The 23,285-nt window shown below is 59.8% G+C and carries 28 protein-coding genes; 18 read left to right on the top strand and 10 right to left on the bottom strand.

Annotated elements, in window-relative coordinates; translation table 11 throughout:
- The first annotated feature begins 86 nt into the window (after positions 1-86).
- The gene (locus FE840_RS09105) at positions 87-788 is read left to right on the top strand and encodes an ArsR/SmtB family transcription factor (protein ID WP_138285182.1); all 702 of its coding nucleotides are present in this window, start codon (positions 87-89) and stop codon (positions 786-788) included.
- A 42-nt stretch (positions 789-830) separates the two neighbouring features.
- On the opposite strand, the gene FE840_RS09100 is transcribed toward FE840_RS09105, so the two are convergent.
- Positions 831-1,574: a carbonic anhydrase gene (locus FE840_RS09100; RefSeq protein WP_138285183.1), complete on the bottom strand. Its 744-nt coding sequence runs from the start codon at positions 1,572-1,574 to the stop codon at positions 831-833.
- Positions 1,575-1,885: 311 nt separating this feature from the next.
- On the opposite strand from FE840_RS09100, the gene FE840_RS09095 reads away from it, so the two are divergent.
- The 3 genes from FE840_RS09095 to FE840_RS09085 all read left to right on the top strand — a co-directional run bounded on the left by FE840_RS09095 (position 1,886) and on the right by FE840_RS09085 (position 3,608).
- Positions 1,886-2,230: a DMT family transporter gene (locus tag FE840_RS09095; protein WP_138285184.1), complete on the top strand. Its 345-nt coding sequence runs from the start codon at positions 1,886-1,888 to the stop codon at positions 2,228-2,230.
- The gene (locus FE840_RS09090) at positions 2,227-2,799 is read left to right on the top strand and encodes a TetR/AcrR family transcriptional regulator (RefSeq protein ID WP_138285185.1); all 573 of its coding nucleotides are present in this window, start codon (positions 2,227-2,229) and stop codon (positions 2,797-2,799) included. The genes FE840_RS09095 and FE840_RS09090 overlap by 4 nt, the downstream gene beginning before the upstream one ends.
- A 119-nt stretch (positions 2,800-2,918) precedes the next feature.
- On the top strand, positions 2,919-3,608 hold the full coding sequence (locus tag FE840_RS09085; protein WP_138285186.1) for an HAD family hydrolase: 690 nt from the start codon (positions 2,919-2,921) through the stop codon (positions 3,606-3,608).
- A 20-nt stretch (positions 3,609-3,628) separates the two neighbouring features.
- On the opposite strand, the gene FE840_RS09080 is transcribed toward FE840_RS09085, so the two are convergent.
- The 4 genes from FE840_RS09080 to FE840_RS09065 all read right to left on the bottom strand — a co-directional run bounded on the left by FE840_RS09080 (position 3,629) and on the right by FE840_RS09065 (position 7,811).
- A complete protein-coding gene (locus FE840_RS09080; protein ID WP_138285187.1) occupies positions 3,629-4,549 on the bottom strand; it encodes a diacylglycerol/lipid kinase family protein in 921 nt (306 codons plus the stop codon).
- Positions 4,550-4,672: 123 nt separating this feature from the next.
- Positions 4,673-5,899 carry an MFS transporter gene (locus FE840_RS09075; protein ID WP_138285188.1) on the bottom strand — a complete coding sequence of 409 codons (1,227 nt, stop codon included), beginning with the start codon at positions 5,897-5,899 and terminating at the stop codon, positions 4,673-4,675.
- A gap of 9 nt (positions 5,900-5,908) precedes the next feature.
- Positions 5,909-6,454, bottom strand: coding sequence for a flavin reductase (locus tag FE840_RS09070; RefSeq protein WP_246318735.1), 546 nt, complete (start codon positions 6,452-6,454; stop codon positions 5,909-5,911).
- Positions 6,447-7,811, bottom strand: coding sequence for an LLM class flavin-dependent oxidoreductase (locus tag FE840_RS09065; RefSeq protein WP_138285954.1), 1,365 nt, complete (start codon positions 7,809-7,811; stop codon positions 6,447-6,449). Before FE840_RS09065 ends, FE840_RS09070 begins: the two co-directional genes overlap by 8 nt.
- A 170-nt stretch (positions 7,812-7,981) precedes the next feature.
- Here FE840_RS09065 and FE840_RS09060 point away from each other — a divergent pair, with 170 nt between their 5' ends.
- Positions 7,982-8,545, top strand: a complete 564-nt coding sequence (locus FE840_RS09060; RefSeq protein WP_138285955.1) for a helix-turn-helix domain-containing protein — start codon at positions 7,982-7,984, stop codon at positions 8,543-8,545.
- 83 nt (positions 8,546-8,628) lie between these two features.
- Positions 8,629-9,027: a hypothetical protein gene (locus FE840_RS09055; RefSeq protein WP_138285189.1), complete on the top strand. Its 399-nt coding sequence runs from the start codon at positions 8,629-8,631 to the stop codon at positions 9,025-9,027.
- A 75-nt stretch (positions 9,028-9,102) separates the two neighbouring features.
- Here the strand turns inward: FE840_RS09055 and FE840_RS09050 are convergent, their stop codons facing one another.
- Positions 9,103-9,666, bottom strand: coding sequence for a hypothetical protein (locus tag FE840_RS09050; RefSeq protein WP_138285190.1), 564 nt, complete (start codon positions 9,664-9,666; stop codon positions 9,103-9,105).
- Positions 9,667-10,003: 337 nt separating this feature from the next.
- On the opposite strand from FE840_RS09050, the gene thrC reads away from it, so the two are divergent.
- The 6 genes from thrC to FE840_RS09020 all read left to right on the top strand — a co-directional run bounded on the left by thrC (position 10,004) and on the right by FE840_RS09020 (position 17,112).
- Positions 10,004-11,410 carry a threonine synthase gene (gene thrC, locus FE840_RS09045; protein WP_171033650.1) on the top strand — a complete coding sequence of 469 codons (1,407 nt, stop codon included), beginning with the start codon at positions 10,004-10,006 and terminating at the stop codon, positions 11,408-11,410.
- Between the two features lie 21 nt (positions 11,411-11,431).
- Positions 11,432-12,739, top strand: a complete 1,308-nt coding sequence (locus tag FE840_RS09040; protein ID WP_138285192.1) for a M16 family metallopeptidase — start codon at positions 11,432-11,434, stop codon at positions 12,737-12,739.
- A gap of 70 nt (positions 12,740-12,809) precedes the next feature.
- Positions 12,810-13,421: a GNAT family N-acetyltransferase gene (locus FE840_RS09035; RefSeq protein WP_138285193.1), complete on the top strand. Its 612-nt coding sequence runs from the start codon at positions 12,810-12,812 to the stop codon at positions 13,419-13,421.
- Positions 13,422-13,477: 56 nt separating this feature from the next.
- Positions 13,478-16,330, top strand: coding sequence for an EAL domain-containing protein (locus FE840_RS09030; RefSeq protein WP_246318901.1), 2,853 nt, complete (start codon positions 13,478-13,480; stop codon positions 16,328-16,330).
- An 84-nt stretch (positions 16,331-16,414) separates the two neighbouring features.
- Positions 16,415-16,738: an AbrB/MazE/SpoVT family DNA-binding domain-containing protein gene (locus FE840_RS09025; protein ID WP_138285194.1), complete on the top strand. Its 324-nt coding sequence runs from the start codon at positions 16,415-16,417 to the stop codon at positions 16,736-16,738.
- Positions 16,732-17,112 (top strand): type II toxin-antitoxin system PemK/MazF family toxin, encoded by a 381-nt coding sequence (locus FE840_RS09020; RefSeq protein ID WP_138285195.1) that lies wholly within the window; start codon positions 16,732-16,734, stop codon positions 17,110-17,112. The genes FE840_RS09025 and FE840_RS09020 overlap by 7 nt, the downstream gene beginning before the upstream one ends.
- Before the next feature lie 57 nt (positions 17,113-17,169).
- Here FE840_RS09020 and FE840_RS09015 read toward each other — a convergent pair whose 3' ends face one another.
- The gene (locus FE840_RS09015) at positions 17,170-17,775 is read right to left on the bottom strand and encodes a YqgE/AlgH family protein (RefSeq protein ID WP_138285196.1); all 606 of its coding nucleotides are present in this window, start codon (positions 17,773-17,775) and stop codon (positions 17,170-17,172) included.
- A 164-nt stretch (positions 17,776-17,939) separates the two neighbouring features.
- Here FE840_RS09015 and FE840_RS09010 point away from each other — a divergent pair, with 164 nt between their 5' ends.
- A complete protein-coding gene (locus tag FE840_RS09010; protein ID WP_138285197.1) occupies positions 17,940-18,779 on the top strand; it encodes a protein-disulfide reductase DsbD domain-containing protein in 840 nt (279 codons plus the stop codon).
- 75 nt (positions 18,780-18,854) lie between these two features.
- Positions 18,855-19,340, top strand: coding sequence for a peroxiredoxin (locus tag FE840_RS09005; protein WP_138285198.1), 486 nt, complete (start codon positions 18,855-18,857; stop codon positions 19,338-19,340).
- A 66-nt stretch (positions 19,341-19,406) separates the two neighbouring features.
- Here FE840_RS09005 and FE840_RS09000 read toward each other — a convergent pair whose 3' ends face one another.
- Positions 19,407-19,715, bottom strand: a complete 309-nt coding sequence (locus FE840_RS09000; protein WP_138285199.1) for a Dabb family protein — start codon at positions 19,713-19,715, stop codon at positions 19,407-19,409.
- Between the two features lie 42 nt (positions 19,716-19,757).
- On the opposite strand from FE840_RS09000, the gene FE840_RS08995 reads away from it, so the two are divergent.
- Positions 19,758-20,027 carry a hypothetical protein gene (locus FE840_RS08995; protein WP_138285200.1) on the top strand — a complete coding sequence of 90 codons (270 nt, stop codon included), beginning with the start codon at positions 19,758-19,760 and terminating at the stop codon, positions 20,025-20,027.
- A 162-nt stretch (positions 20,028-20,189) separates the two neighbouring features.
- Positions 20,190-21,116 (top strand): serine hydrolase domain-containing protein, encoded by a 927-nt coding sequence (locus FE840_RS08990; protein ID WP_179028203.1) that lies wholly within the window; start codon positions 20,190-20,192, stop codon positions 21,114-21,116.
- Positions 21,117-21,136: 20 nt separating this feature from the next.
- Here the strand turns inward: FE840_RS08990 and rnhA are convergent, their stop codons facing one another.
- A complete protein-coding gene (gene rnhA / locus FE840_RS08985; protein ID WP_138285202.1) occupies positions 21,137-21,604 on the bottom strand; it encodes a ribonuclease HI in 468 nt (155 codons plus the stop codon).
- Entirely contained in the window at positions 21,601-22,566 is a 966-nt protein-coding gene (locus FE840_RS08980; RefSeq protein WP_138285203.1) for a homoserine kinase, read from the bottom strand. The genes rnhA and FE840_RS08980 overlap by 4 nt, the downstream gene beginning before the upstream one ends.
- Before the next feature lie 180 nt (positions 22,567-22,746).
- Between FE840_RS08980 and FE840_RS08975 the strand changes: the two genes are divergently transcribed.
- A complete protein-coding gene (locus FE840_RS08975) occupies positions 22,747-22,992 on the top strand; it encodes a type II toxin-antitoxin system ParD family antitoxin (protein ID WP_138285204.1) in 246 nt (81 codons plus the stop codon).
- Positions 22,982-23,281 (top strand): type II toxin-antitoxin system RelE/ParE family toxin, encoded by a 300-nt coding sequence (locus FE840_RS08970; RefSeq protein WP_138285205.1) that lies wholly within the window; start codon positions 22,982-22,984, stop codon positions 23,279-23,281. Before FE840_RS08975 ends, FE840_RS08970 begins: the two co-directional genes overlap by 11 nt.
- Positions 23,282-23,285: the final 4 nt, after the last annotated feature.

Below are 23,285 nucleotides of genomic sequence, written 5' to 3'. Positions count from 1 at the left end.
ATCCCTCACTTCAACAGTTCGACCGGGATCGAAGCATCGGCTACACTGGCGAGGCAGACTGCGTGTTTGAACCTGGAGGCAATCACATGGCGGAAGGACCGGATATTGCACGCATTGCCGCACTGATCGGCGATCCGGCGCGCTCGAACATGCTGCTCGCGCTCATCGGCGGCAAGGCGCTGACGGCGACAGAACTGGCCGGGGCTGCAGGGGTGACAGTGCAAACGGCGAGCTCGCATCTATCGAAGCTCGAAGAGGGCGGGCTCCTTTCCCTGCGCAAGCAGGGGCGGCATCGCTATTTCGCGCTGGCCGACGGTCATGTCGGGGCGATGATCGAGAGCCTGATGAGCTTTTCGGCGACGCGCGGGCATCTGCGTCACCGCACCGGCCCGAAGGAGCCGGAGCTGCGCAAGGCGCGGATCTGCTACGATCACCTGGCCGGCGATTTCGGCGTGCGCATGCTGGACAGTCTGATCGCTCAAGGGGCGATCCGGGCCGAGGACGAGGCGCTGACCCTCACGGCAGGTGGCGAGGCCCTGCTCGACGCACGGGGTCTCGACATCGGCAGGCTTCGCGCCAAGCGCCGCCCGCTCTGCCGCGCCTGCCTCGACTGGAGCGAAAGGCGCACGCATCTCGCAGGCAGCCTGGGTGAGGCCCTGCTCTCGCATTTTCTCGATCATGGCCTGGCGCGACGGGTCGATGACAGTCGGATCATCCGCTTTTCACCTGAGGGAGAACGGCAGTTTCTGGCCTGGTTTCCGCTGAAGAGCGGCGCAGAGGCCGTATGACGGGCGATGCGGCGACAGGTCCCTGCCCTGCCGCCGCCACATTCAGATCGCCTCAATGAAATCGACCAGGCCGGAGGTGATGTCGTAGACGCCGGCAACCACCATGACATTGCCAGATCCGACCAGCTCGCGGAGGATATCGCTTTCTTCGGTGATCCGGCGGGCGCCGGATATAGCGTTCTGCCGCACGGTCTCAGCGACGAAATCCTGCGCGCCCTCACGCGCGGCGAGCGCCACCGGAAGGATGGGCTGCAGCATCTTGCCGATCGAGCCACCGATCTCGCTACCTTTGGTCACCTCGTCGCAGGCGGCGGTAACGGCACCGCAATTGCTGTGACCCATGACGACGACGAGCGGAGATTTCAGGTGTTCGGCGCCGTATTCGATTGTGCCGAGAGCCCCTGTGTCGAGCACGTTGCCGGCATTGCGGATGACGAAGAGGTCACCCAGGGTGGAGCCGCCGAAGACCAGTTCGGGGCTGACGCGGCTGTCGGAACAGGTGAGAATGGTGGCCCAGGGGTGCTGACCACCGGCGAGCTGTCCGCGCAACGCCGAAAGATCGGCCGCGCAGCTTTGTGCATCTTTAACGAAGCGCAGATTGCCTTCCTTCAGCCGCGCTAGTGCTTCGGCCGGCGTGACGGGTACGGCCGCCCACTGGCTGGCGGACGAAGCGGCGGCTGCAGGCCTGCCGGCTGCGGCTAATAGGGCAGCTACAGTCAGCCCGCCACCGGCGAGTCTGAAGAGCTGACGACGATCAAGTCCCTGAGTTTCACATTCCTGGCACATGCTTGATGTCCTGTGTTTGGTGGAACAGGCCCGATGGGCGGACGTAAGGTCGCGCCGCAAACAGGGCAAAATTGTGTTAGGCAAATATTTTCATACTTAATAACTTTTTGTGACACTAACTGTGTTCGTTCGGGCAGGCTTTCTGCGGCAAGCCAACGATTTTCCGCCTTGCTTCGTCGTTTGTCCGAGGTTCCAAACGCAAACCCATGGGGCATTTCGGCGGAACCTGCTCAGCCATTCACACCGCTCCGACAGATCTTGAAAAGAAACCGCCCGTATGGTATGTTTAATCTGTCTTCCGGAGTTTGCCCATGTCCCCCGCCATCACTGCCTATAGCGCTCTTGGCGCTGCCATCGTTCTTGAAGTGATCGGGACGACACTGTTGCAGAAATCCGAGCAGTTCACCCGGCTTCTGCCGACCACCGGCATGGTGATGTTTTATGCCGCCTCCTTTTATCTCCTGAGCGTGGCGCTGAAGGGAATGCCGCTTGGCATTGCCTATGCGATGTGGGCCGGGCTTGGCATTGTGCTGACGGCGCTGATCAGCGTCCTCTATTTCCGCCAGTCGCTGGATCTGCCGGCGCTTGCCGGGATCGGGCTGATTGTTGCCGGCGTCGTCGTGATGAACATGCTGTCGAAAACGGTGTCCCATTGAGCGAGGTTTCCCCACCTTCCCCCTATCAGCGCAGGAAGCAGCCGGAGCAGGTCCGCCGGGCGCTCCTCGATTGCGCGGCACAGATTGCAGCGGAGGACGGTGCTGCGGCCCTGACCATCCAGGCGGTGGCAGACCGTGCCGGGGTCACGAAAGGTGGGCTGCTGCATCATTTCGATAGCAAGCAGGCACTGCTTGCCGCCGTCTTTGCCGATCTTCTGGAGCGGCTGGACCGGGAAATCGATACCTCGATCGAGAAAGACCCGAGGGCTGAAGGACGATTTACCCGTGCCTATGTGCGCGCCTGTTTTTCAGACCGGCTGATGGGTGAGCGGAGCCTTTGGGCAGCGCTCTCCGTCGCGATCGTCTCGGAACCCGCGCTTCGCATCCTTTGGTCGTCCTGGCTCGACCAGCGCATGGCGCAACATGCCGAGACGGATAGTGATCCGGTTTTGACGGCAGTGCGCCTTTCGGCGGACGGGATATGGCTTGCCGACATGATGGAAAAGACGGGAGGGCTCAGGCGCTATCCGCAGGATTTCGAGATGGTTCTGCTCGAGATGGCGGGTTAGCAACCTGGACTATCTGCACAGACCGGCAATTCGCATGGCAGTCTTGCCGGCCTGTGCATTGTTCTTTTGGCCCTGATCGTGTAGCAAGCCGCCTTCCCGGACGATCAACAGGACCTCCCATGAGCAGCTTCGAACTGACCATCTTTGATTGCGACGGCGTGCTCGTCGATTCGGAAATCATTGCCGCCAAGGTGGAATCGAAGCTTCTGACGGATGCGGGCTATCCGATTTCGATCGAGGAGATGGGCGAGCGCTTTGCCGGGATGACCTGGAAGAACATTCTTCTGACCATCGAGAAGGAAATCGACATTCCGCTGTCGGCAAGCCTGATCGACAAGTCGGAACAGCTGCTCGACCAGAAGCTTGCCCGCGAGGTAAAGGCGATCGAAGCCGTTCCCTTTGCGCTAGCCCGGCTCAAGGGCCCGCGTTGCATCTGCTCGAACTCCTCGGCCCATCGGCTCGACATGATGCTGACCAAGGTCGGCCTGAAGGAGAGTTTCGCGCCGCATATCTATTCGGCCAAGGATCTGGGGCCAGACCGGGTGAAGCCGAAGCCGGACATCTTCCTGCATGCGGCGCAGCAATTCGGCGTCGACCCGTCCAAATGCGTGGTGGTCGAAGATTCGGTGCATGGCGTGCATGCCGCGCGAACCGCAGGCATGCGGGTGATTGGCTTTACCGGCGCCTCGCACACCTACCCCTCCCATGCCGATCAGCTGACCGATGCGGGCGCCGAAACCGTCATCGCCCGGATGAACGACCTGCCTGCCGTCATTGCGGCGATGGAAAGCTGGGCCGGGGTCGCCTGAGCGGTTGCCTCTGCCGCTTCTCAGAGCCTGATTGTCAGGGCTGCGGGCACAATCTCGCAGGAAAAGCCACCGATAATCGGCGTCTCGCCATCGACTTCGACCGGGAAACGGGCCGGTTGATTGGGGATGATCTCAACCCGCTGGCCCCGGTGAAAGCTCAGTTTGGGATGGGTCACATGACTTGCCGAATAGAGCTTCGACAACAGGTTTAAAAGGCCGAGGACCGTGGTCTGGCGCATGATCGCCACGTCGAGCAGACCATCGGCCAGATCGGCATTGGGGATAGCATGCATGCCGCCGCCAAACCAGGCACCATTGGCTATGGCCACTATCCCGAAAAGGCCATCATACACCTCTTGCCCGTCAACAATCACCCGCCCCGAATAGGGGCGGTAGCAGAGGATGGCGGCGACAGAATGCACCAGAAAGCGGAGCGGCCCGCGCAGTATCTTGCGATGACCGGGTGCATTGACCGCACGGACGATTTCACCCGAAATGCCGACGCTGCTCATATTGGCGCTGTAGCGTGTGATCTGATCGCCGGTCGTGCTTGTGTGGGTCAGGCGCAAGACATCAATCTGTCGGGGTGGCGTGGCGGCGACATGCTCGGCCAGCGCGTCGCAATCCCTCGGCGGGGAGAAGTTTCGGACGAAGTCGCAGCCGGTTCCAAGCGGTAGCAGGGTCAGGGGCGTTTGTGGCCGTGAGGAAGAGAGGATGCCGTCAACTACGTCGCTGATCGTCCCATCTCCACCCGCGGCTATGATCAGGTCCACACCCTGATTGGCGAGTTCTCGTGCGAGGCGGCTGGCATCGCCGCTGCGCTGCGTCTCGTGGAGGGAGAGATCCGGAAACCTGCTGGCGAAAGCCGCATGCGCTTTTGCCCATTGAACCGGCTGTCCCTGACCGCCGGCAACCGGATTCCTGACAATGGCAATCCTCAAATCAGCCTCCCCACCAGACTGACCTGCGCACCGGCGATATGACGGTCGCGGCTTCAAAAAACCTTAGCGATTGAAAATGTTAGAACGATCCGCCCCAGGCAGAGACGTGCCACTGTCTAACACCTAGCGGCGACCCTGGGCAAGCTTCAAGGATGCAGGATTGCGCCTCAGAGCAAGCATCGCACCAGCACCGATCGCCGGACCGGGAACGAGGAACAGGAAGACCCATTGCCAGCTATCCAGCGCTTCTGCGAGCACTGGCATCAGCCAGATCGCACCGACGGTCAGGAGGAAGCCGATGGCCATCTGCAGCGAAAGAGCCGTGCCGACCAGGCGCGGATCAGAGAGTTCGGTGACGGCTGCAGAGAATTGGGCCGAATCGCCAATGATCGAGGCGCCCCAGATGAGGATGACCAGCGCCAGCAGCCAGGCCGGGCCGACAAAGGCAAAACCGATAAAGGCAGCACAGGCACCGGACGTGATCATCATGCCGGCAGTGGTCGCCGTTCGACCGTAACGATCGGACAGGATGCCGCCGGCGAAGCAGCCGACGACACCGGCGGCAATTGCGGCAAAGGTCAAACCGGAGGCGGCACCGGGCGACAGATCGGCGAGTGCGGGCGCGGCCCTCAAATAGGTCAGGAGCCAGGCCCACATTGCATAGAGCTCCCACATGTGACCGAAATAACCGAGATTGGCGAGAAGCAGGTTGCGGTCCCGCAGGACATCGCGGATCTGGCCAAGACGAAAGACAGCACGCGAAAAGGGATAGGGGCCTTCGTGGATCGCTGTCTGAAAGAGGATAGCTGCGGCGATGAGGGCGACACTGGCTGAAATGACGACCACCTGCCAGTCGAGCGAGCCGGAAAAGGCGCGGGTCAGATGCGGCAGTGCCGAGCCTGCGGTCAGTGCGGCAATGACGGCGCCCAGAGCCAGCCCCCGGCCCTTGATGAACCAGGTGGCGGCGAGCTTCATGGCTGGCGGATAGACACCGGCCAGCGCCATGCCGGTCAGGACACGGCTTGCCATGGCCATGGCCGGGGAAGGCGCCACCAGCAGCAGGGCATTGGCGAGAGCGGCCACCAGGGCGGCAATCGCCATCAGTCGGTTGAGGCGCACGATATCAGGCAGGTTGACGAAGCTCGACAGCAACGCGCCTGTCACGAAACCGATCTGCACGCCATTGGTCAGCCAGGCTGACATGGCAGGAGACAGCGACCAGAGGCTGACAAGCTCCGGACCCACGGCTGTCGCCGAAAACCAGGCTGTCATGGACAGGACGACGGCGAGGCAGAGGATGGCCAGATGCCGCCAATGCGCCTGCGGCTCGCCTTTGGTCGTCGCGCTCATTGTCACCCCTCAGCTGGCATTTGCTAGTGGCAGACCGTGGAACCGGCGCTGGAAATAGGCAAGCCCCTCCCCCGGTTCGCCAAACCCGATGCTGTGGACCGTGAGGAAGAAGACGGTATGGCTGCCGACCTCGCTCATATCCGTCACCGCACATTGCAGCGATGCCAGTGCATTGTCGAGGGCGGGGGAACCGTCCGCTGGATAGTTCCAGCTGCCTTCTTCGAAACGCCGTTCGACGGTGAGGCTGCCATCGGCAAAGCGGGCAGCGAGAGGCTGGTTGCGGTGCCCCAACAGGTTGACGCAAAGGCTGCCGTTTTCACGCATGACCCTATTGTTTCGGCTTGTGCGGTTCAGACAGACAAGCAGCGTCGGCGGCTGATCGGAGACGCTGGTGACGGCTGAGACCGTGCAGCCGGCAAGGCCTGCGGGACCATCGGAGGTGATGATCGCGACGCCTGCGCCAAGGTTCGCCATGGCCTGGCGAAAGGCTTCCGGCGAGGGCACATCCTGGATGTCGGCAATAGACATGGCGGTTTTGACGAGCGGCTCAGCCATGACGCACCCGATGGCTTGCACCGGTGTGGCGGTCAGGAAGGCGCGGCGTGCCGAACAGCTTCTGACGCAGCGGGCCTTCGGAATAGGCGGTCTTGTAGAGACCACGCTCCTGCAGGCGCGGGATGACGAGTTCGATGATATCGTCGAAGCATTCCGGCACTACCGTGCGCGACAGGTTGAAACCATCAACACCGGTCGTGTCCACCCAATCGACAAGCCAGTCGACCACCTGATCGGCGGAGGCAACAAGCGGCGGCTGGCGGCTGCCGAGCACCATCTGTTCAAGCAACTTGCGCTTGGTCCATTGCGGACCTGCCGCACGATCCATGGCCTTGATATTGGAGGTGATTGCCTCGCTTTTTCCGGTCTCGACCGGCTCATCCCAGTCGAACTTGTTGAAATCGATGCCCATCGAGGCAGCGGCATGGGTCAGTGCCGCTTCGGAACTGACATAGCGGCGATAATCCTCGAACTTGTCGCGCGCCTCCTTCTCCGTCCGGCCCGTCACGATGGTGGCCCCGAGAAAGACCTTGATGTCATCGCCGCGCCGACCAAGCGCTTCGGCGCGGGTGCGGATATCGCTGACGATTTCCTGCACCCCTTCCTTCTTCTGACCGTTGACGAAGACGCATTCGGCATGGGTGGCGGCAAACTGGCGACCGCGCGGGGAAGAGCCCGCCTGATAGAGCACCGGGCTTCGCTGCGGCGAGGGTTCGCACAGATGGACGGCGTCGACCTTGTATTGCCGTCCATGATGGTGGACGGCATGCACCTTGGCCGGATCGGCATAGAGATGGGCGCCCCGGTCAGCGACGACAGCATCGTCCTCCCAGCTTCCCTCCCAGAGCTTGTAGACCACCTCCATATATTCGTCGGCCAGATCATAGCGGTCGTCATGGGCCATCTGACCGTCCATCCCGATGGCCCGCGCCGCACTGTCGAGATAGCCGGTCACGATGTTCCAGCCGATGCGACCACCCGTCAGGTGATCAAGCGTTGCCATACGGCGGGCGAAGAGGAAGGGCTGTTCATACATCAGATTGGCGGTGACGCCGAAACCGAGATGCTGGGTAACGGCCGCCATGGCGGGAACAAGCATCATCGGATCATTGACCGGAACCTGGACGGCCCCGCGCAAGGCCGGTGCCGGGCTACCGCTCAATACATCATATATGCCGACGACATCGGCGAGAAAAATACCGTCAAACAGACCCTTTTCCAGACGCTGGGCATAGTCCGTCCAGTAGCCGATCCGATTGTATTCCATCGAGCGGTCGCGCGGATGCGCCCAGAGCCCCTGCTGGATATGCCCGACGCAATTCATGTCGAAGGCGTTGAAATGGATCTGGCGTGGCACTGGATTATGCTCCCGTTTGCTGGTTCCATGCGCCGGCGGGGCCTCCATGGCCTTGCCGCGACGCGTCACCTATTGTATTCAATTGTCCACTATAGAAGACAAGGATTTGCGTTTTGGCAAGAGGGCTGGAACAGGAAAAGGTGGAAACGGACGCTGTCGATGGGTCCGGCATAGAGGCGGATGATCAGGGTCGGGCCATTGCCGGACGGATCAAGCTTGAGCGGGAAAGTCGCGGCTGGTCGCTGTCGGAGCTTGCAGCCCGTTCCGGCGTCTCCAAGGCGATGATCAGCAAGGTGGAGCGATCGGAGGCAAGCCCGACGGCGATGGTGCTGGGCCGTCTGTCAGGGGCCTTTGGCCTGCCGCTCTCTGTGCTTCTGGCGCTTGCCGAGCGCGATGGCGAACGGCTTCTCCGCCTTGGCCAGCAACCGATCTGGACCGACCCTGAAACCGGCTATACCCGGCGGACGATTTCGCCCGCCAATGGTGGACATCTGGAACTGCTGGACGTGACGCTGCCAGCCGGCGTCAGCATCCCCTACCCGGCCTCAGCCTTTACCTTCCAGCACCAGCAGATCTGGGTGATGGAGGGCAGGCTCGACTTCAATGAAGGCGGACGACTGCACCGGCTGATGGCTGGAGACTGCCTCCAGCTTGGCGCGCCGGTCGACTGCAGTTTCACCAATGCGACGCAACAGCCGGTCCGCTATCTCGTGGCGTTGACACGGCGTGGGTAGACAACACCACTACCAATACGTGCAGGATTACTTGCCCTCTGCCTGAATGGATGCCATATTGGATCTATGTTTGAGGATCAGGCATGACCGGCACGGAAGAGACCAAACTGCTGACACTCATCGAAGCCCTGTTCAACGGCCAGAAACGGACTTTGGGCATGGTCGAGGCTGCAATTGAAAAGTTCAGCACTGTTGAGACGGAAATCACCAAACTCAATCGGAAAATGAACTCATTGCAGGAACTTGCGACGCGACAACATGCGGAAACGTCGACGAGGCTGGAGGCGATCATCTCGCGACTTGACGAAACCGAGTTGGTTCTGGACGAGCGATCCCGTGACATCAAGAGAACGCAGATAGACGTGGTCGGTCAATACAATGAAGTCCTGACAGCACTTCAAGACGCTTCTCAAGCCTTCCGAGTTGCCCAAGATCTTGAATCGCGGCTGACCGTGATTGAGACGAAGCTTGCCCACGGATAGCTACACCGCGATCGAAGTCGGTAGGTGGTGGTCACGATCCTAATGTCTGCGACCGCTCCTACCATTTAAGCCGAGTTATCGCTTCTTGCCTTCATCGAAACCGATCAGGACGCGGGTCAGACCGGTGACATTGCCAGGGATCGTGACCGGCTTGCTGAAGATGAACTGCGTCGGCTGGTTTACATCGGCAAGCGTGACAGGATACTGAGTGAGTTCCGAATAGATTTCGCCGGTCGGGTCGGTCACTGTCACCCGGATTGGCAGGTTGATGGTGCCGGCCTTTCCGGCAGGGCCGGCCACGAGACGGCCCTTGACCATGGCCGTGATCGTGATCTCGCTTTCGGTTCTAACGCAGGCGCGTGTCGTATCGGCAAGCGACGCCTGGTAGATCACCTTTTCGGGATCATTGTCGCCGCCGCGCGCATAGGTGCGATAGAAAGCCGTTCCGTCGCGCAGATTGATGTTCGGGCAGATGCCCTGCACAACGGCGGCGACCTGCTGCTGTTGCTGTTGCGGGGCCTGCGGCTGCGCCTGACCGCCGCCAAGACCAAAGTCCAGTCCGGTGCCTCCGGCATTGCAGCCAGCCAGGGCAAGAAGAAGCGAAACACCGAAGACACCGCGCAACACGTTTACAGACACCAGACTTCCACCTATCGCATGCCGGGTCTCGATCGACCCTTCAAACTTCCAAACTAGAGGCTTTTCAGGCCCCTTGCGGATGGTCTATACCAGCGGCGCTGAGAAAAATCGATTGGGTAGCCGGCGTTTTGCTTCAAATTTCACCGCATCGAGGGCAATGGCAGGTAATGCACCGGGAAAGCCTTGGCTCCGGACCTGCCGTCATTGCGAAATCATGGCGCAGGTCACGGCGCAAATCGGCACACCTGTCAGGCGCATACGCCCTAGTCTCATATGCCTCAGTCTCCTACGTCCAAGTCTGCGGGCTTTCCCGTCGCCCCGCCCTTTCAGTTCAAGGATAATACTCGTGGAATATATCTCGACCCGCGGAGAGGCACCAAGCCTCGGCTTCTGTGATGCGCTTCTCGCCGGGCTTGCCCGTGATGGCGGGCTTTATGTCCCGCGCGAATGGCCGCAGATGTCGAAGAAGACGATCCGGGGCCTGCGGGGCAAGTCCTATCAGGACGTTGCCTTCGAGGTCTTGCTGCCTTTCACGAATGGCGAGATCGAGCCCGACACCTTCCGGGCGATGATCGACGAAGCCTATGCCACCTTCAAGCATCCGGCAGTCGCACCGCTGGTGCAGACGGGGCCGAATTCCTTCGTGCTCGAACTGTTCCACGGCACGACGCTGGCCTTCAAGGATGTGGCGATGCAGCTCCTCGCACGGCTGATGGACCATGTTCTGGAACAGCGGGGCGAGCGCGCGACCATTGTCGGCGCGACTTCGGGTGACACAGGGGGTGCTGCGATTGACGCCTTCGCCGGACGGGCGCGCACCGACATCTTCATCCTCTTCCCGCATGGCAAGGTATCGCCGGTACAGCAGCGTCAGATGACCTCTTCGACCGAGGCCAATGTGCATTCCATTGCCGTCGAGGGCAATTTTGACGACTGCCAGAACCTCGTGAAAGCCATGTTCAATGACGTCACCTTCCGCGACCGGGTCAGGCTTTCCGGTGTCAACTCGATCAACTGGGCCCGCATCATGGCGCAGGTGGTCTATTACTTTACCTCGGCTGTGGCTCTTGGAGCACCGGACCGCAAGGTGTCGTTCACGGTGCCGACCGGCAATTTCGGCGATATCTTTGCAGGCTATGTTGCGAAGAAGATGGGCCTGCCAATCGACAGACTGGTGATCGCCACCAATGACAACGACATTCTTGCGCGCACCATGAAGACCGGGCGCTACGAGATGAAGGGTGTGATGGCCACCACCTCCCCTTCCATGGACATCCAGATCTCCTCCAATTTCGAGCGGCTGCTTTATGAAGCCTATGGCCGCGACGCCTCTGCCATTCGCTCCTCCATGGAGGGGCTGAAGCAGTCCGGCGCTTTCGAGATCAAGCCGGAAGCGCTGAAGGCCATTCGCAAGGACTTCCGCGCAGGCCGCGCGACCCAGAAGGAAGTAGCCAGGACCATCAAGTCCGTTCTCGGCGAGACCGGCTATCTGCTTGATCCACATACCGCTGTTGGCGTGCTTGTGGCGAAAAAGTTTGAAAAGCCGCAAAGCCCGATGGTGGTGCTTGCGACCGCTCACCCAGCGAAGTTTCCGGCTGCAGTAAAATCGGCCTCCGGTATTGACCCCGCGCTTCCGGCGTGGCTTGCTGATCTGATGGACAGGGAGGAGCGCTTTGATATCCTGCCGGCGGAGCTGAAGGCCGTGGAAGACTTCATTGGCCAGCATGCCCGGGCGGACAAATAAGAAGCGCAGAAAGACGGACCCATGAGTGTTGAGTGTACCCGGCTGCCTTCGGGCCTGACGGTTGTGACGGAAAACATGCCGCATCTCGAAAGTGTGGCACTTGGAACCTGGATCAAGTCCGGTTCCCGCAATGAGACCCCCGCCGAGCATGGGATTGCCCATCTACTGGAACACATGGCATTCAAGGGGACGCACAAGCGTGGTGCGCGTCAGATTGCCGAGGAAATCGAGAATGTCGGGGGCGAATTGAATGCCGCCACCTCGACCGAGACGACCGCTTATTATGCGCGCGTCTTGAAGGACAATGTGCCGCTGGCAGTCGACATTCTTGCCGACATCCTGACGGATTCCGTCTTTGCCGAAGACGAGCTCGAGCGCGAAAAGCACGTGATCCTGCAGGAGATCGGCGCTGCGGACGATACGCCGGATGATGTTGTCTTCGACCGCTTCTCCGAACAGGCCTTCAAGGACCAGACCATCGGTCGCGCGATCCTGGGCACGCCGGAGACGGTGCAGTCCTTCACCAGCGACCAGATCCGCGCCTATCTTGCACGCAACTACACCACCGACCGCATGTTTGTCGTCGCAGCCGGCGCTGTCGACCATGATGCCTTTGTGCGGCAGGTGGAAGACCGTTTTGCCGGGCTTCGCACGGAGCCTGAAGTGAAGCCGCTGATGGACACGGCGCATTATACCGGCGGGGAAGCGCGCGAAAGCCGCGACCTGATGGATGCGCAGGTGCTGCTCGGTTTCGAGGGCAAGGCCTATCACATGCGTGACTTCTACTGCTCGCAGATCCTTGCCAATATCCTGGGCGGCGGCATGTCTTCGCGTCTTTTCCAGGAAGTGCGCGAAATTCGCGGCCTATGCTACTCCGTCTATGCCTTCCACTGGGGCTTTTCCGATACCGGCATCTTCGGCGTGCATGCGGCCACCGGCGGCGAGAACCTGCCGGAACTGGTGCCTGTCATTCTGGAGGAATTGCGCAAGGCGTCGCAAAAGATCGACGGTCAGGAAATCGAGCGCTCGCGGGCGCAGATCCGCGCGCAATTGCTGATGGGACAGGAAAGCCCGGCAGCGCGGGCCGGACAGATGGCGCGGCAGATGATGCTTTACGGGCGGATCATCCCGAACCAGGAGCTGATGGATCGTCTTGCCGGCATCACCACGGAGCGGCTGACCGATCTTGCGGGTCGGCTTTTCTTCGACGCCGCGCCGACACTGTCGGCCATCGGTCCGATCGACCAGCTGGCCTCGCTCGATGAGATTGCCGGTGCGCTTTCTTCGGGTAAACTGTCCGGCGGCGCATCCCTGAAGGCCACCGGCTGAGGACGGCGCGACAGGTCAACTCGATCCTGCGGCACGACTGGTCGCAGGCTCCGTCACGTGGGGACTGCTGATGGCGCGTTCGGTTTTTCGGTTTCTGTCACGGCAGCCGGAACTACCGGAATTGACGAGCGACAAGCATGTTTTGCGTCTGCCGAGATTTCGCGACTATGAGCCATGGCACGCGCTGCGACGCGAGAGCCGCGATTTCCTGCAACCCTGGGAGCCAACCTGGCGAACTGACGAATTGACGATGCGGGCCTATCGCAGCCGCGTTCTACGCAATGAACAGGAGTTCAGCAGCGGGCTCGCTGTTCCCTTCTTTCTTTTTGACAGGACGGATGACACGCTACTCGGCGGCCTGACGATTGGTCTGATCCGGCGCGGCGCGGCGCAAAGCTGCATGATCGGTTACTGGATGGGTGAGCGATATGCGGGCAAAGGCCACATGTTTGCCGCACTTCAGTTGGCTATTCCCTATATCTTCAAGGGTCTTGAGTTGCACCGGATCGAGGCAGCCTGTATTCCGGACAACGTGAACAGCATTCGGCTGCTCGAAAAGGCAGGATTTGAGCGGGAAGGTCTCTTGCGGGAATATCTGAAAATCAACGGCCAATGGCGGGATCACATGCTCTATTCGAAGCTTGCCGGCTCTCAGGGATCGCAAGGCAAAGACAGGCGATGATGGTGCAGTGGCTTTCCCTTCCGCCGGCCGCCATGCGTCTGGCACGCCTGCTGGTGATGCTTGCCATCTGCCTTGCGACGTTTGCGGTTGGGGAGGCATTGGCCGTCGAACCGGTCAAGATCGCGCGAGATGACAATGCGCTGGATCTGACCACCACGACCGAGATTTACGTCAATCAGGGTGAAGCCTTCCAGGTTTCGACTGCGGCCGGTGACGACGGCATTCGCCGGCGCATCGAGGTTCGCTCCGACTCACCCGGTCACCAGGGCGACTGGGCGGTCTTTGCCCTGGCGAATGTCTCGGAAGAACAGCTGGAGCGCCTGATCGTTGCGCCGCATTTCCGGCTTGTCGGATCAAGGCTGTTCTGGCCCGATCTCGGCGCGCAGCGGATCAATGCCATCACGCCGTCGGAAGGCTTTGCGCTCGATCGCGTTCCAAGTCCCGATGCCGATGTGTTTCGCATCACGCTCAATCCGGGCTCGGTGATCACCTTTGTCGCCGAGTTGTCGAACCCCGAACTGCCGCAAATCTATCTCTGGGAGCCGGATGCCTATAAGGATACGGTCAACGCCTTCACCCTCTATCGCGGCATTGTTCTGGGTATTGCAGGCCTTTTGGCGGTATTCCTGACGATCCTTTTTGTGGTCAAGGGCACATCCATGCTGCCGGCGGCGGCGGCTCTTGCCTGGGCGGTGCTTGCCTATATCTGCGTCGACTTCGGTTTTGTCGAGAAGCTGATCAGCATCACGGCAAGCGACATACGGATCTGGCGCGCGAGCGCGGAAGTCGCGCTGGCTTCGTCACTGGTCATTTTTCTCTTCACCTATCTCAATCTCAATCGCTGGCATGTGCATCTCGGCTATGCGACGCTGGCCTGGATGCTCGGGCTCGCGGCGCTTTTCGGCGTGGCGATCTTTGACCCGGCCATTGCGTCAGGCATTGCGCGCCTCTCCTTCGCGCTCACCGGCGTGGTTGGCATCGCGCTCATCATCTATCTCGGCCTCAACCGTTACGATCGAGCCGTTCTACTGGTCCCGACCTGGGCGCTGATCCTTGTCTGGCTGTTTGGCAGCTGGCTGACGGTCACGGGCCAGCTGGACAACGACATCATTCAGCCAGCGCTTGGCGGCGGTCTGGTGCTGATCGTCCTCCTGATCGGCTTTACCGTCATGCAGCATGCCTTTGCCGGTGGCGCCTATCAGCAAGGCCTGTTTTCCGATCTTGAGCGGCAGTCGCTGGCGCTGACGGGTTCCGGCGATACCGTCTGGGACTGGGATGTGGCGCGCGACCGGATCGTGACGATCCCGGATGTTTCCACCCGGCTCGGGCTCTCGCCCGGCTCCATGCATGGCGCCGCGCGCAACTGGCTGCCGCGCCTGCACCCCGATGATCGCGACCGTTTCCGCGCGACGCTCGACGTGCTGCTGGAGCACCGCAAGGGCCGTCTCAACCATGAATTCCGGGTGCGCGCCGAAGACGGGCATTTCCACTGGCTGAAAATCCGCGCCCGACCCGTTCTCGGCTCCAATGGCGAAGTGATCCGCTGTGTCGGCACGATCATCGACGTCACCGAGCAGAAGAACTCGGTGGACCGTCTCCTGTCGGATGCCATGCACGACAATCTGACGGGCCTGCCGAACCGCGAGGTCTTCCTCGATCGATTGCAGGGCGTCTTGTCACTCGCGACGAGCGCCGATTCCGTGCGTCCGACGGTGCTTGCCATCGATATCGACCGTTACAAGCAGGTCAATGACTCGCTTGGCATTGCAGCAGGCGACAACATCCTGATCGCCATCACGCGGCGGCTTCGCCGCCTGCTGAGGCCGCAGGACACGCTGGCCCGACTTTCCGGTGATGAATTCGGCCTCATTCTGGTGTCCGAGCGCGATCCGGCGAAGGTTGCCGATTTTGCCGATGCGATCTCCAAGGCAATCATGGTGCCGCTCAATTTCGCCAATCGCGAAGTGGTTCTGACCGCCTCCATCGGTCTTGTCTCCTGGGTCGACCAGCAGGAAAGTGCCGTCAGCCTGCTGGCCGATGCGGAGCTTGCCATGTACCGGGCAAAACGCGCCGGCGGCAATCGCGTCGAGCCTTTCCGACCGGCCTTCCGGACCGTCAGCACCGATCGTCTGCAGCTTGAGACGGATCTGCGCCGCGCCATAGAGCGCAAGGAGTTGACGCTCGCCTATCAGCCGATCGTACGCCTATCCGATGGTGAACTGGCCGGCTTTGAATCGCTGATGCGTTGGGACCATCCCAAGCGCGGCACCATTCCGCCTTCTGAATTCATTCCGATCGCCGAGATGTCTGACCTGATCACGCCGCTCGGGCTGTTTGCTATCGAGCGGGCGACGGGCGATCTGGCTGAATGGGAAAACCAGACAGGCGATCTGCCGATCTTCCTTTCGGTCAACCTGTCGAGCGCCCAACTGATCAGCACTGATCTTTATGACGATATACGGGCACTGCTGGCGCGCACCTCCTGCGACCCGAAGCGGATCAAGCTGGAACTGACCGAATCCGTCGTCATGGAAAATCCGGAGCAGGCGCGGCTTGTGCTGGAGAAACTGCGCGAGACGGGGCTCAGCCTGGCGCTCGATGATTTCGGCACCGGCTATTCATCGCTTGCCTATCTCACGCGCTTCCCCTTCGACACGATCAAGCTCGACAAGGCATTGGTGTGCGATCCCTCGGAAAAGCGCCTGGTTCTCCTGCGCTCCGTCATCCAGATGGCCCGCGGCCTTGATATGGCGGTCGTGGCGGAAGGCATCGAAACCGATCAGGACGCCGCCGAACTTGCCAAGCTCGGCTGCGACTACGGCCAGAGCTACCTCTTCGGCCCGCCACTCAGCAGCGACGCGGCCATGCGCCTCCTGAAGGAACGGTTTCCGCTGATGAAGCGGGCGTGAGTGGGTTGGGCATCAGTTTTCTTTGAGTTGCCGTAATGGCTTCCTAAATGTTATACAAATATAGAACAGTAGGGGCCGAAACTGATGGCGCGAACTAAGCCAAGTGAACCTGTAGCCAGCTTTTCCACCAAATCCAAGCTGAAGAAGGCCGGCGGATCGCTTGTTTTGACGGTACCTGCACCGGCACGAGATATGTTGGGCCTGACCGAAGGACAGGAAATGATGATTTCCGTGAAGGGACGGCAGGTGATAGCCGAACCTATCAAAGCGGAACCGTCACTGCTTAAGGTGCGTCAACCGAAGTACACCTTGGACGAATTGATCACTGGATATGATCCCGATGGACAGCGATCAGTTGAAGAGCAGGAATGGCTTGATGCACCAGCGGTAGGGAATGAAACTTGGTAAGGCCAAACATTCCTGCGCCAGGAGAAATCTGGTGGATCGACTTGCAACCCGCCTCCGGAAAGGAGCAACGTGGTCGTCATGCCGGCGTGATCTTGTCAGCCTACAAGTTCAATATGGCCACAGGGCTTGCTTTCATCGCTCCCGTAACCACGGTCGGCAAAGCCTCTCGCCTCACTGGATTTGCCGTTCCGCTGTCTGCCGCAGGAACTGCAATCACCGGAGTCATCCAAGTTGATCAGGTTAAATCGTTAGACTGGCGTAACCGTATGGCTCAGAAAACGACAGACCGCGTTCCAGATGACATAATGACGGAAATCCTGGAAAGGTTTGCGCCGATATTTGGCTTGGTCTTTGCCGCAACCGACGATGAATAGCTGCTTGCCGGCGGCTTTCTCAGCTGCCGATTTCACCCGCTAAACTTCAACGTCTCATCACGCATGCCCCGCATCCATCGACAGCATGGCCGGGTTGATGCCCATCAGTGACAGGGCGCGGTCGTATTTGCTATCGAGGCGGCGGTCGAAGAGCAGTTCTTCGGTCGAGGGACAGTTTAACCAGCCATTGGCGGCGATTTCGCTTTCAAGCTGGCCCGGCCCCCAGCCGGCATAGCCGAGCAGCATGGTGGCGCGACGAGGTCCACGTCCGTCGGAAATGGCACGCACGATGTCGAGCGTGGCGGTCAGCGAGATGTCGTCGCTGACAGGGATCGAGCTGTCGGAGAGATAATCATCCGAATGGAGTACAAAGCCCCGGTTCTGCTCGACCGGGCCGCCGCACTGGATCGGAAAATGGCGGGCATGGTCTGGCAGCATGATCGCATCATTGCGGTCGATCAGTTCGAGATGCAGCAGCATCTCGGCAAAGGTGACAGGCTGGGCGCGGTTGATCACGAAACCCATGGCGCCGGCATCGGAATGGGCACAGATATAGATGACGGTTCGGGCGAAGTTGCCATCCACCATGTTGGGCATGGCAATCAGGAACTGGCCATCGAGATAGCCACGCTCGCGCTGGGTATTCGGGGACACTAAAGCCATGCCTGCCTCCTTTGATGAGCCTTCTGGCCTTGGGGCTGGAGTTCCGCTTGAATTCCTCTCATTCATCAAGATGGGGCAGAAGCTGCGTGCGATCAACCGAAAATGATGACAAAAGAAAAAGCGTGTCTGGCATTCCCCATGCCACTATTCTAGAGCCATGAACCATGACAACGCTCCCTGCCCTAAAACGTTTCCTGTATCTGGCGCTTGGCCTCGTTGCAGGTCTTTCCGTCCTCATTCCGCAGGCTATGGCCGCGACCAGCGACTGGGCGGTGAATGAAGGCGGGCGCATGCGGCTCATAGTTCTTCCGCCCGATGGGGGCGGCATTTACCAGGGCGCGCTGGTCATCGAGCCGCAGGCAGGCTGGATCACCTACTGGAAAGAGCCCGGCGATGCCGGCATTCCACCAACGCTGACACCCCATGAAGGCAGCGCTTTCAGTGTTGAGGAAATTGCTTTTCCGGTCCCGAAATTGCTCGACAAAAGCGGGCTCCGCGACATCGGTTATGATGCAACAGTCCTGTTACCTGTGACGCTCAAAGGGCCTGCGGATGGGGGCGAGCACGCCATTGATATCCAGGCGTTTATTGGCGTGTGTCAAAACATCTGCATTCCGTTTCAGGCAGATCTTTCGCTGTCCATCCATACTGCAGCGCCGGCCAATCCGGTTGAGGCCGCACTTGTGGCGCGCGCTCGCACGACCCTTCCCGAAGCCCCCTCGGAAACATTTCGTATCGTCGCTCACACGATGCACGACGACCATAAGCAGCTCGATCTGACCCTGGAGCTTCCCGAAGGTGTCACGGACCCGCAGATTTTTGTGACGGGGCCGAGTGGCCATGTCTTCATGGATCACGACGTGCTGAAAAGAGAAAATGGACGGATGGAAGTGGCCGTGAAGATCGGCAAGCTCCCCAAGAATTACAGCATTTCGGGCCAAGAATGGGGTGTGCTGATTCTGGGGAATGATCGCGCCATGGAAAGCGCGCTTGCCTTTGAATAGGGTGTTTCTATATTCGCGGGCAACGCGCAGTCATTCAGACACCGGCGCTGCAATCCAGACAAGGAGTGATTTTCCATGACGATTTCGATTGGTGAGAAGCTGCCCTCGGCAACATTCAAGGAAAAGACCGCGGATGGCCCGGTGGAAGTGACCACCGACTCACTCTTTGCCGGCAAGAAGGTCGTACTTTTCGCCGTTCCCGGTGCATTCACGCCAACCTGCACGCTCAATCACCTTCCCGGATATCTGGAGAACCGCGATCAGATTCTGGCCCGCGGCGTCGACGCCATTGCCGTCATCTCCGTCAATGACTGGCATGTCATGGGTGCCTGGGCGCAGCAGTCCGGCGGCATGGGCAAGATCCATTTCCTCGCCGACTGGGATGCTTCCTTCACCAAGGCGATCGGGCTTGATGCCGATCTTTCGGCAGGTGGTCTCGGTGTTCGCTCGAAGCGCTATTCCATGCTGGTTGAAGACGGCGTGGTGAAAAGCCTCAACATTGAAGAAAACCCGGGCCAGGCCACAGTCTCGTCCGCTGCCACGATGATCGAGCAGCTCTGAACCATTGCCTTAATATTTGACTTGAAAGGCTCGGGAAACCGGGCCTTTTTTATAAGTCTCGCCCGGTCAGGCGGCCAGATCGAAGACCAGAATACCGGCGAGGCCACCATCGGTGGCGCTGACGATCCGTTCGCCAACGGCCACATGATCGGGATGCTTGAGGTAGTAGTCGCGGTCGATCTCATTCTCGAAGGTGACGATGAAGCCGTCATCATAGCCGCTGCTGAGACCCTCGGGGGAGACGTTCGGGCCGAATTTCACATCCAGCATGCCCGGTACGACATCCTTGAGCGCCAGAATACCATCATAGATCGCCTGTTTTTCTGCCTGTTGAACAGCCGCCTTGAAGCGCAGGAACACGCAATGCTGGATCATGGATGTCTCCTCGTTGTCTTTTGCGTGCGCAGGATAGGCAGAATGCGAGAAAGGGCAAGGGCAGGAAACGGCGGCGGCTGCCTGCTTCGAGACAATGCCGGATGCTTCGTGATCCGGGTCCTTAAAGAAGCAGCGAATCTTCACCATCCTCATCCGATCGTAAGTGAGGATGGCATAAGCACACTGGAACTGATCGATGTGAGAAAACTCTCGCCGACGCCTTATGGTGTCTTTGCCATCGCGCGTGACGGGCAACTTGTATCGAATTGCTATCTGACGGCTAAGGACCTCGCCCAGAAGATCGCGGCCTGAAGCGGAAAAGGGTTGATTGATCGCCAAGAATTGCCGATCTTTCGTAACCATTCGATGTTCAAGCTGAGGGGGCAGCAACGTCATGAACCAGTTAAGCGCTTTTTCGATACTTGCTGCACAGCTTGATAAGCTCGTGGCATTACCGTGAGACGCCTTCTATACATGGCCCTGCTGCTGCCCGGACTGGCGCATGCGGGGGATATAGCGACGATACAGTATCGCGAAGCCAATGGCGCGGCCTCGGTGATGGTAGAGGGCGGTGCAACGGTCGAAACGCCGTTTGCCATCGCCTCAGTCGGCAAAACAATGACCTCCGTTGCCGTTCTGCGTCTGGTGGAGGATGGCATGCTCAAACTTGACGAGACTGTTGGCGGCTATCTCCCCGATGCCATCCTGAGCGGGTTGCCGCAGAGCTCGCGAGTGACCCTGCGGCAGCTTCTGACCATGACCAGCGGCTTGCCGGACTATCTCGATGACTCCTATCTGACCGATGCGCTGGATGATCCCGACACGGTTCAAGAACCGCATACGGCGCTGACCTATGCCTTTGACCAGGCTCCTCTGTTCGAACCCGGTACAGACTTCAATTATTCCAACACCAATTACGTTCTGCTTGGGCTGATCATCGAAGCAGTGACCGGCGAAACCTATGCAGCGGCCATGGAGCGACTTGTCCTGCGACCTGCCGGCATGACGGGCGCCTTTGTCTTTGGCTCGGTCCCACTGCCCGAAAGCTTTCCGACAGGACATGAAGACGGGCAACAATATCGCGACTACTACGCCCATGAAGGCTTTGGCGATGGCGGCGTGATTGCCTCTGCCGCCGATGTGGCGAAGTTTTATCATGCGCTTTTCACGAAACAGTCGCTGCTCTCGCCCGCCATGATGCGCGAGCTGCTGAACGATCCGCTGGGTGTCGGCTATGGCATGGGCATTGAGCTTGAGGGGCCGATCGTTGGCCATTCGGGCGGCGATCTCGGATTTTCCTCCGATGTCCGGCTTGATCGGGACAGTGGAAAGCTCGCCATCATGCTCAGCGCCTCCGCCAATTCCGACAGTCTGTGGACCTACGAGGCGCTGGAACCCTGACGGGGCGCTGGCGGTGAGACCTACTTCACCAGCAGAGACTTGCCGAATGTCGAGGTCTTGAAAGGCTCCATGCCCTTGCGGGCAAGCTCGTCGGCGCGTTCGTTTTCCGGGTGCCCGGCATGGCCCTTCACCCAGTGCCACTTGACCTTGTGGCGCTGGTTGGCGGCGTCAAGCTGCTGCCAGAGTTCGCCATTCTTGACCGGCTTCCTGTCGGCTGTCTTCCAGCCGTTTTTCTTCCAGCCGAAGATCCACTTGGAAATACCGTCCATGACATATTTGCTGTCGCTGTAAAGATCGACCTCGCAGGGCGATTTGAGCGCGTTCAGCGCCGTGATGGTGGCCAGCAGTTCCATGCGATTGTTGGTCGTCTCCGCCTCGCCACCAAAAAGCTCCTTCTCGGTCTCGCCATAACGCAGGATGGCGCCCCAGCCGCCAGGGCCGGGATTGCCCGAACAGGCACCATCTGTGTAGATCTCGACATGCTTCATGCGATCAGTCCGTATTCGGAGGCATTGGTGACGGCGCGGTGGAAGCGGAGCTTCTTCAGATATTCGAGCGGGTCCTTCTTGACCACCAAGGCGCCTGCCGGTGTCGTCAGCCAGTCATAAAGGCGGGTGAGGAAGAAGCGCAGCGCAGACCCGCGGCAGAGGATTGGCAGCGCCTCGATCTCGGCAGCCGATAGCGGGCGAACCGATTGGTAGCCCTCGATCATCGCCTTGCCCTTGGTGATGTTATAGGCGCCGTCCTTTTCGAAGCACCAGGAATTCAGGCAGATCGACAGGTCATAGACGAGGAGGTCATTGCAGGCGAAATAGAAGTCGATCAGGCCCGACAGGCTATCGCCGAGAAAAAAGACGTTATCGGGAAAGAGATCGGCATGGATGACGCCAGCGGGCAGGTCCTTCGGCCAATGGGTGGCCAGGACATCGAGCTCGGCACCGATTTCGGCTTCCAGCCCCTCCTCCACCTCGTCGGCGCGCGCCTCGGACTTCGCCCAGAGCGTCTGCCAGCCTTCGAGCGACAGGGCATTCGGGCGCGTCAGTTCGAAGCCTTCGCCGGCGATGTGCATCCTGGCGAGCGCCGCTCCCACTTCGCGGCAATGCTGGGCCTCGGGTTTTCTCAGCCACATGCCTTCAAGGAAGGAGATGAGGGCTGCCGGACGCCCTGACAGCTCGCCGAGCAGTTCACCATCCTTGCGCGGCAGGGGCAGCGGGCAGTTCAGACCGCGCTCGGAGAGATGGTGCATCAGGCCGAGGAAAAAGGGCAGATCCGACTTTTCCACGCGCTTCTCGTAGAGTGTGAGGATCAGCGGGAATTTCGAGGTGTGCAGCAGGAAGTTGGAGTTTTCCACGCCCTCGGCAATGCCCTTGTAGGAGAGCAACTCGCCAGCGTCATACTGGGCAAGAAAGGCCTTGAGGTCGATTTCGTTGATATCGGTATAGACTGCCACTGGTGAATTCCGTGCCGCTTTGATCAGGTCCAAAGTCCTATAACGGTGCGACGGAGAGTGCCAGCCCAGGAACGAGATCGGGCACAGGAAATGGGGCGGGAGATATGAACCCATCCTTCACGATTGGCTCAACTACCAAAGTATAGTAATGTCGCGCACAGATACCAAGAAGGGCTGATCATGAGCAACACCACAAGCATCAACCTTGGAGATCACTTCACCGCATTCCTTGCAAAGCTGACGGCTAGCGGTCGGTATGGATCGGCAAGCGAGGCTGTCCGGGCAGGTCTCAGGCTGCTTGAGGAAGAAGAAGCGCGATATGAAGCGCTGTTGAACGCCCTGGACGAGGGAGAGACGAGCGGCGAAAGCGAGCGGACTCTGGACGACATCCTCGTTGAGGCGAAAGCGCGACAGAATGGCGGGTAGATATGTCCTGTCGCGTGCGGCCGACAGAGACATCCTCACTCTGCTCCAAAGCAGCATCGATATGTTCGGTGAGGCCCAGACCGATGTCTATCTCGCTGGAATACGCGATATTTTTGAAATGCTCGCGACGCATCCCGATTCAGGCGCAACCTTCAGGCATCCCCGTTCTCATCGAACCTATCGCAGGTTCAACCATGGCAGTCATGTGATCTATCATCGGCAGTGCCTTGTCGATATTTTGATTGTGCGCGTACCGCATGTCAGGATGCTGCCTGAAAAGCATCTCTGACCAC

The sequence above is a fragment of the Peteryoungia desertarenae genome, assembly GCF_005860795.2.
GTDB lineage: Bacteria > Pseudomonadota > Alphaproteobacteria > Rhizobiales > Rhizobiaceae > Allorhizobium > Allorhizobium desertarenae.
This window is presented reverse-complemented; position numbering and strand designations above follow the sequence as displayed.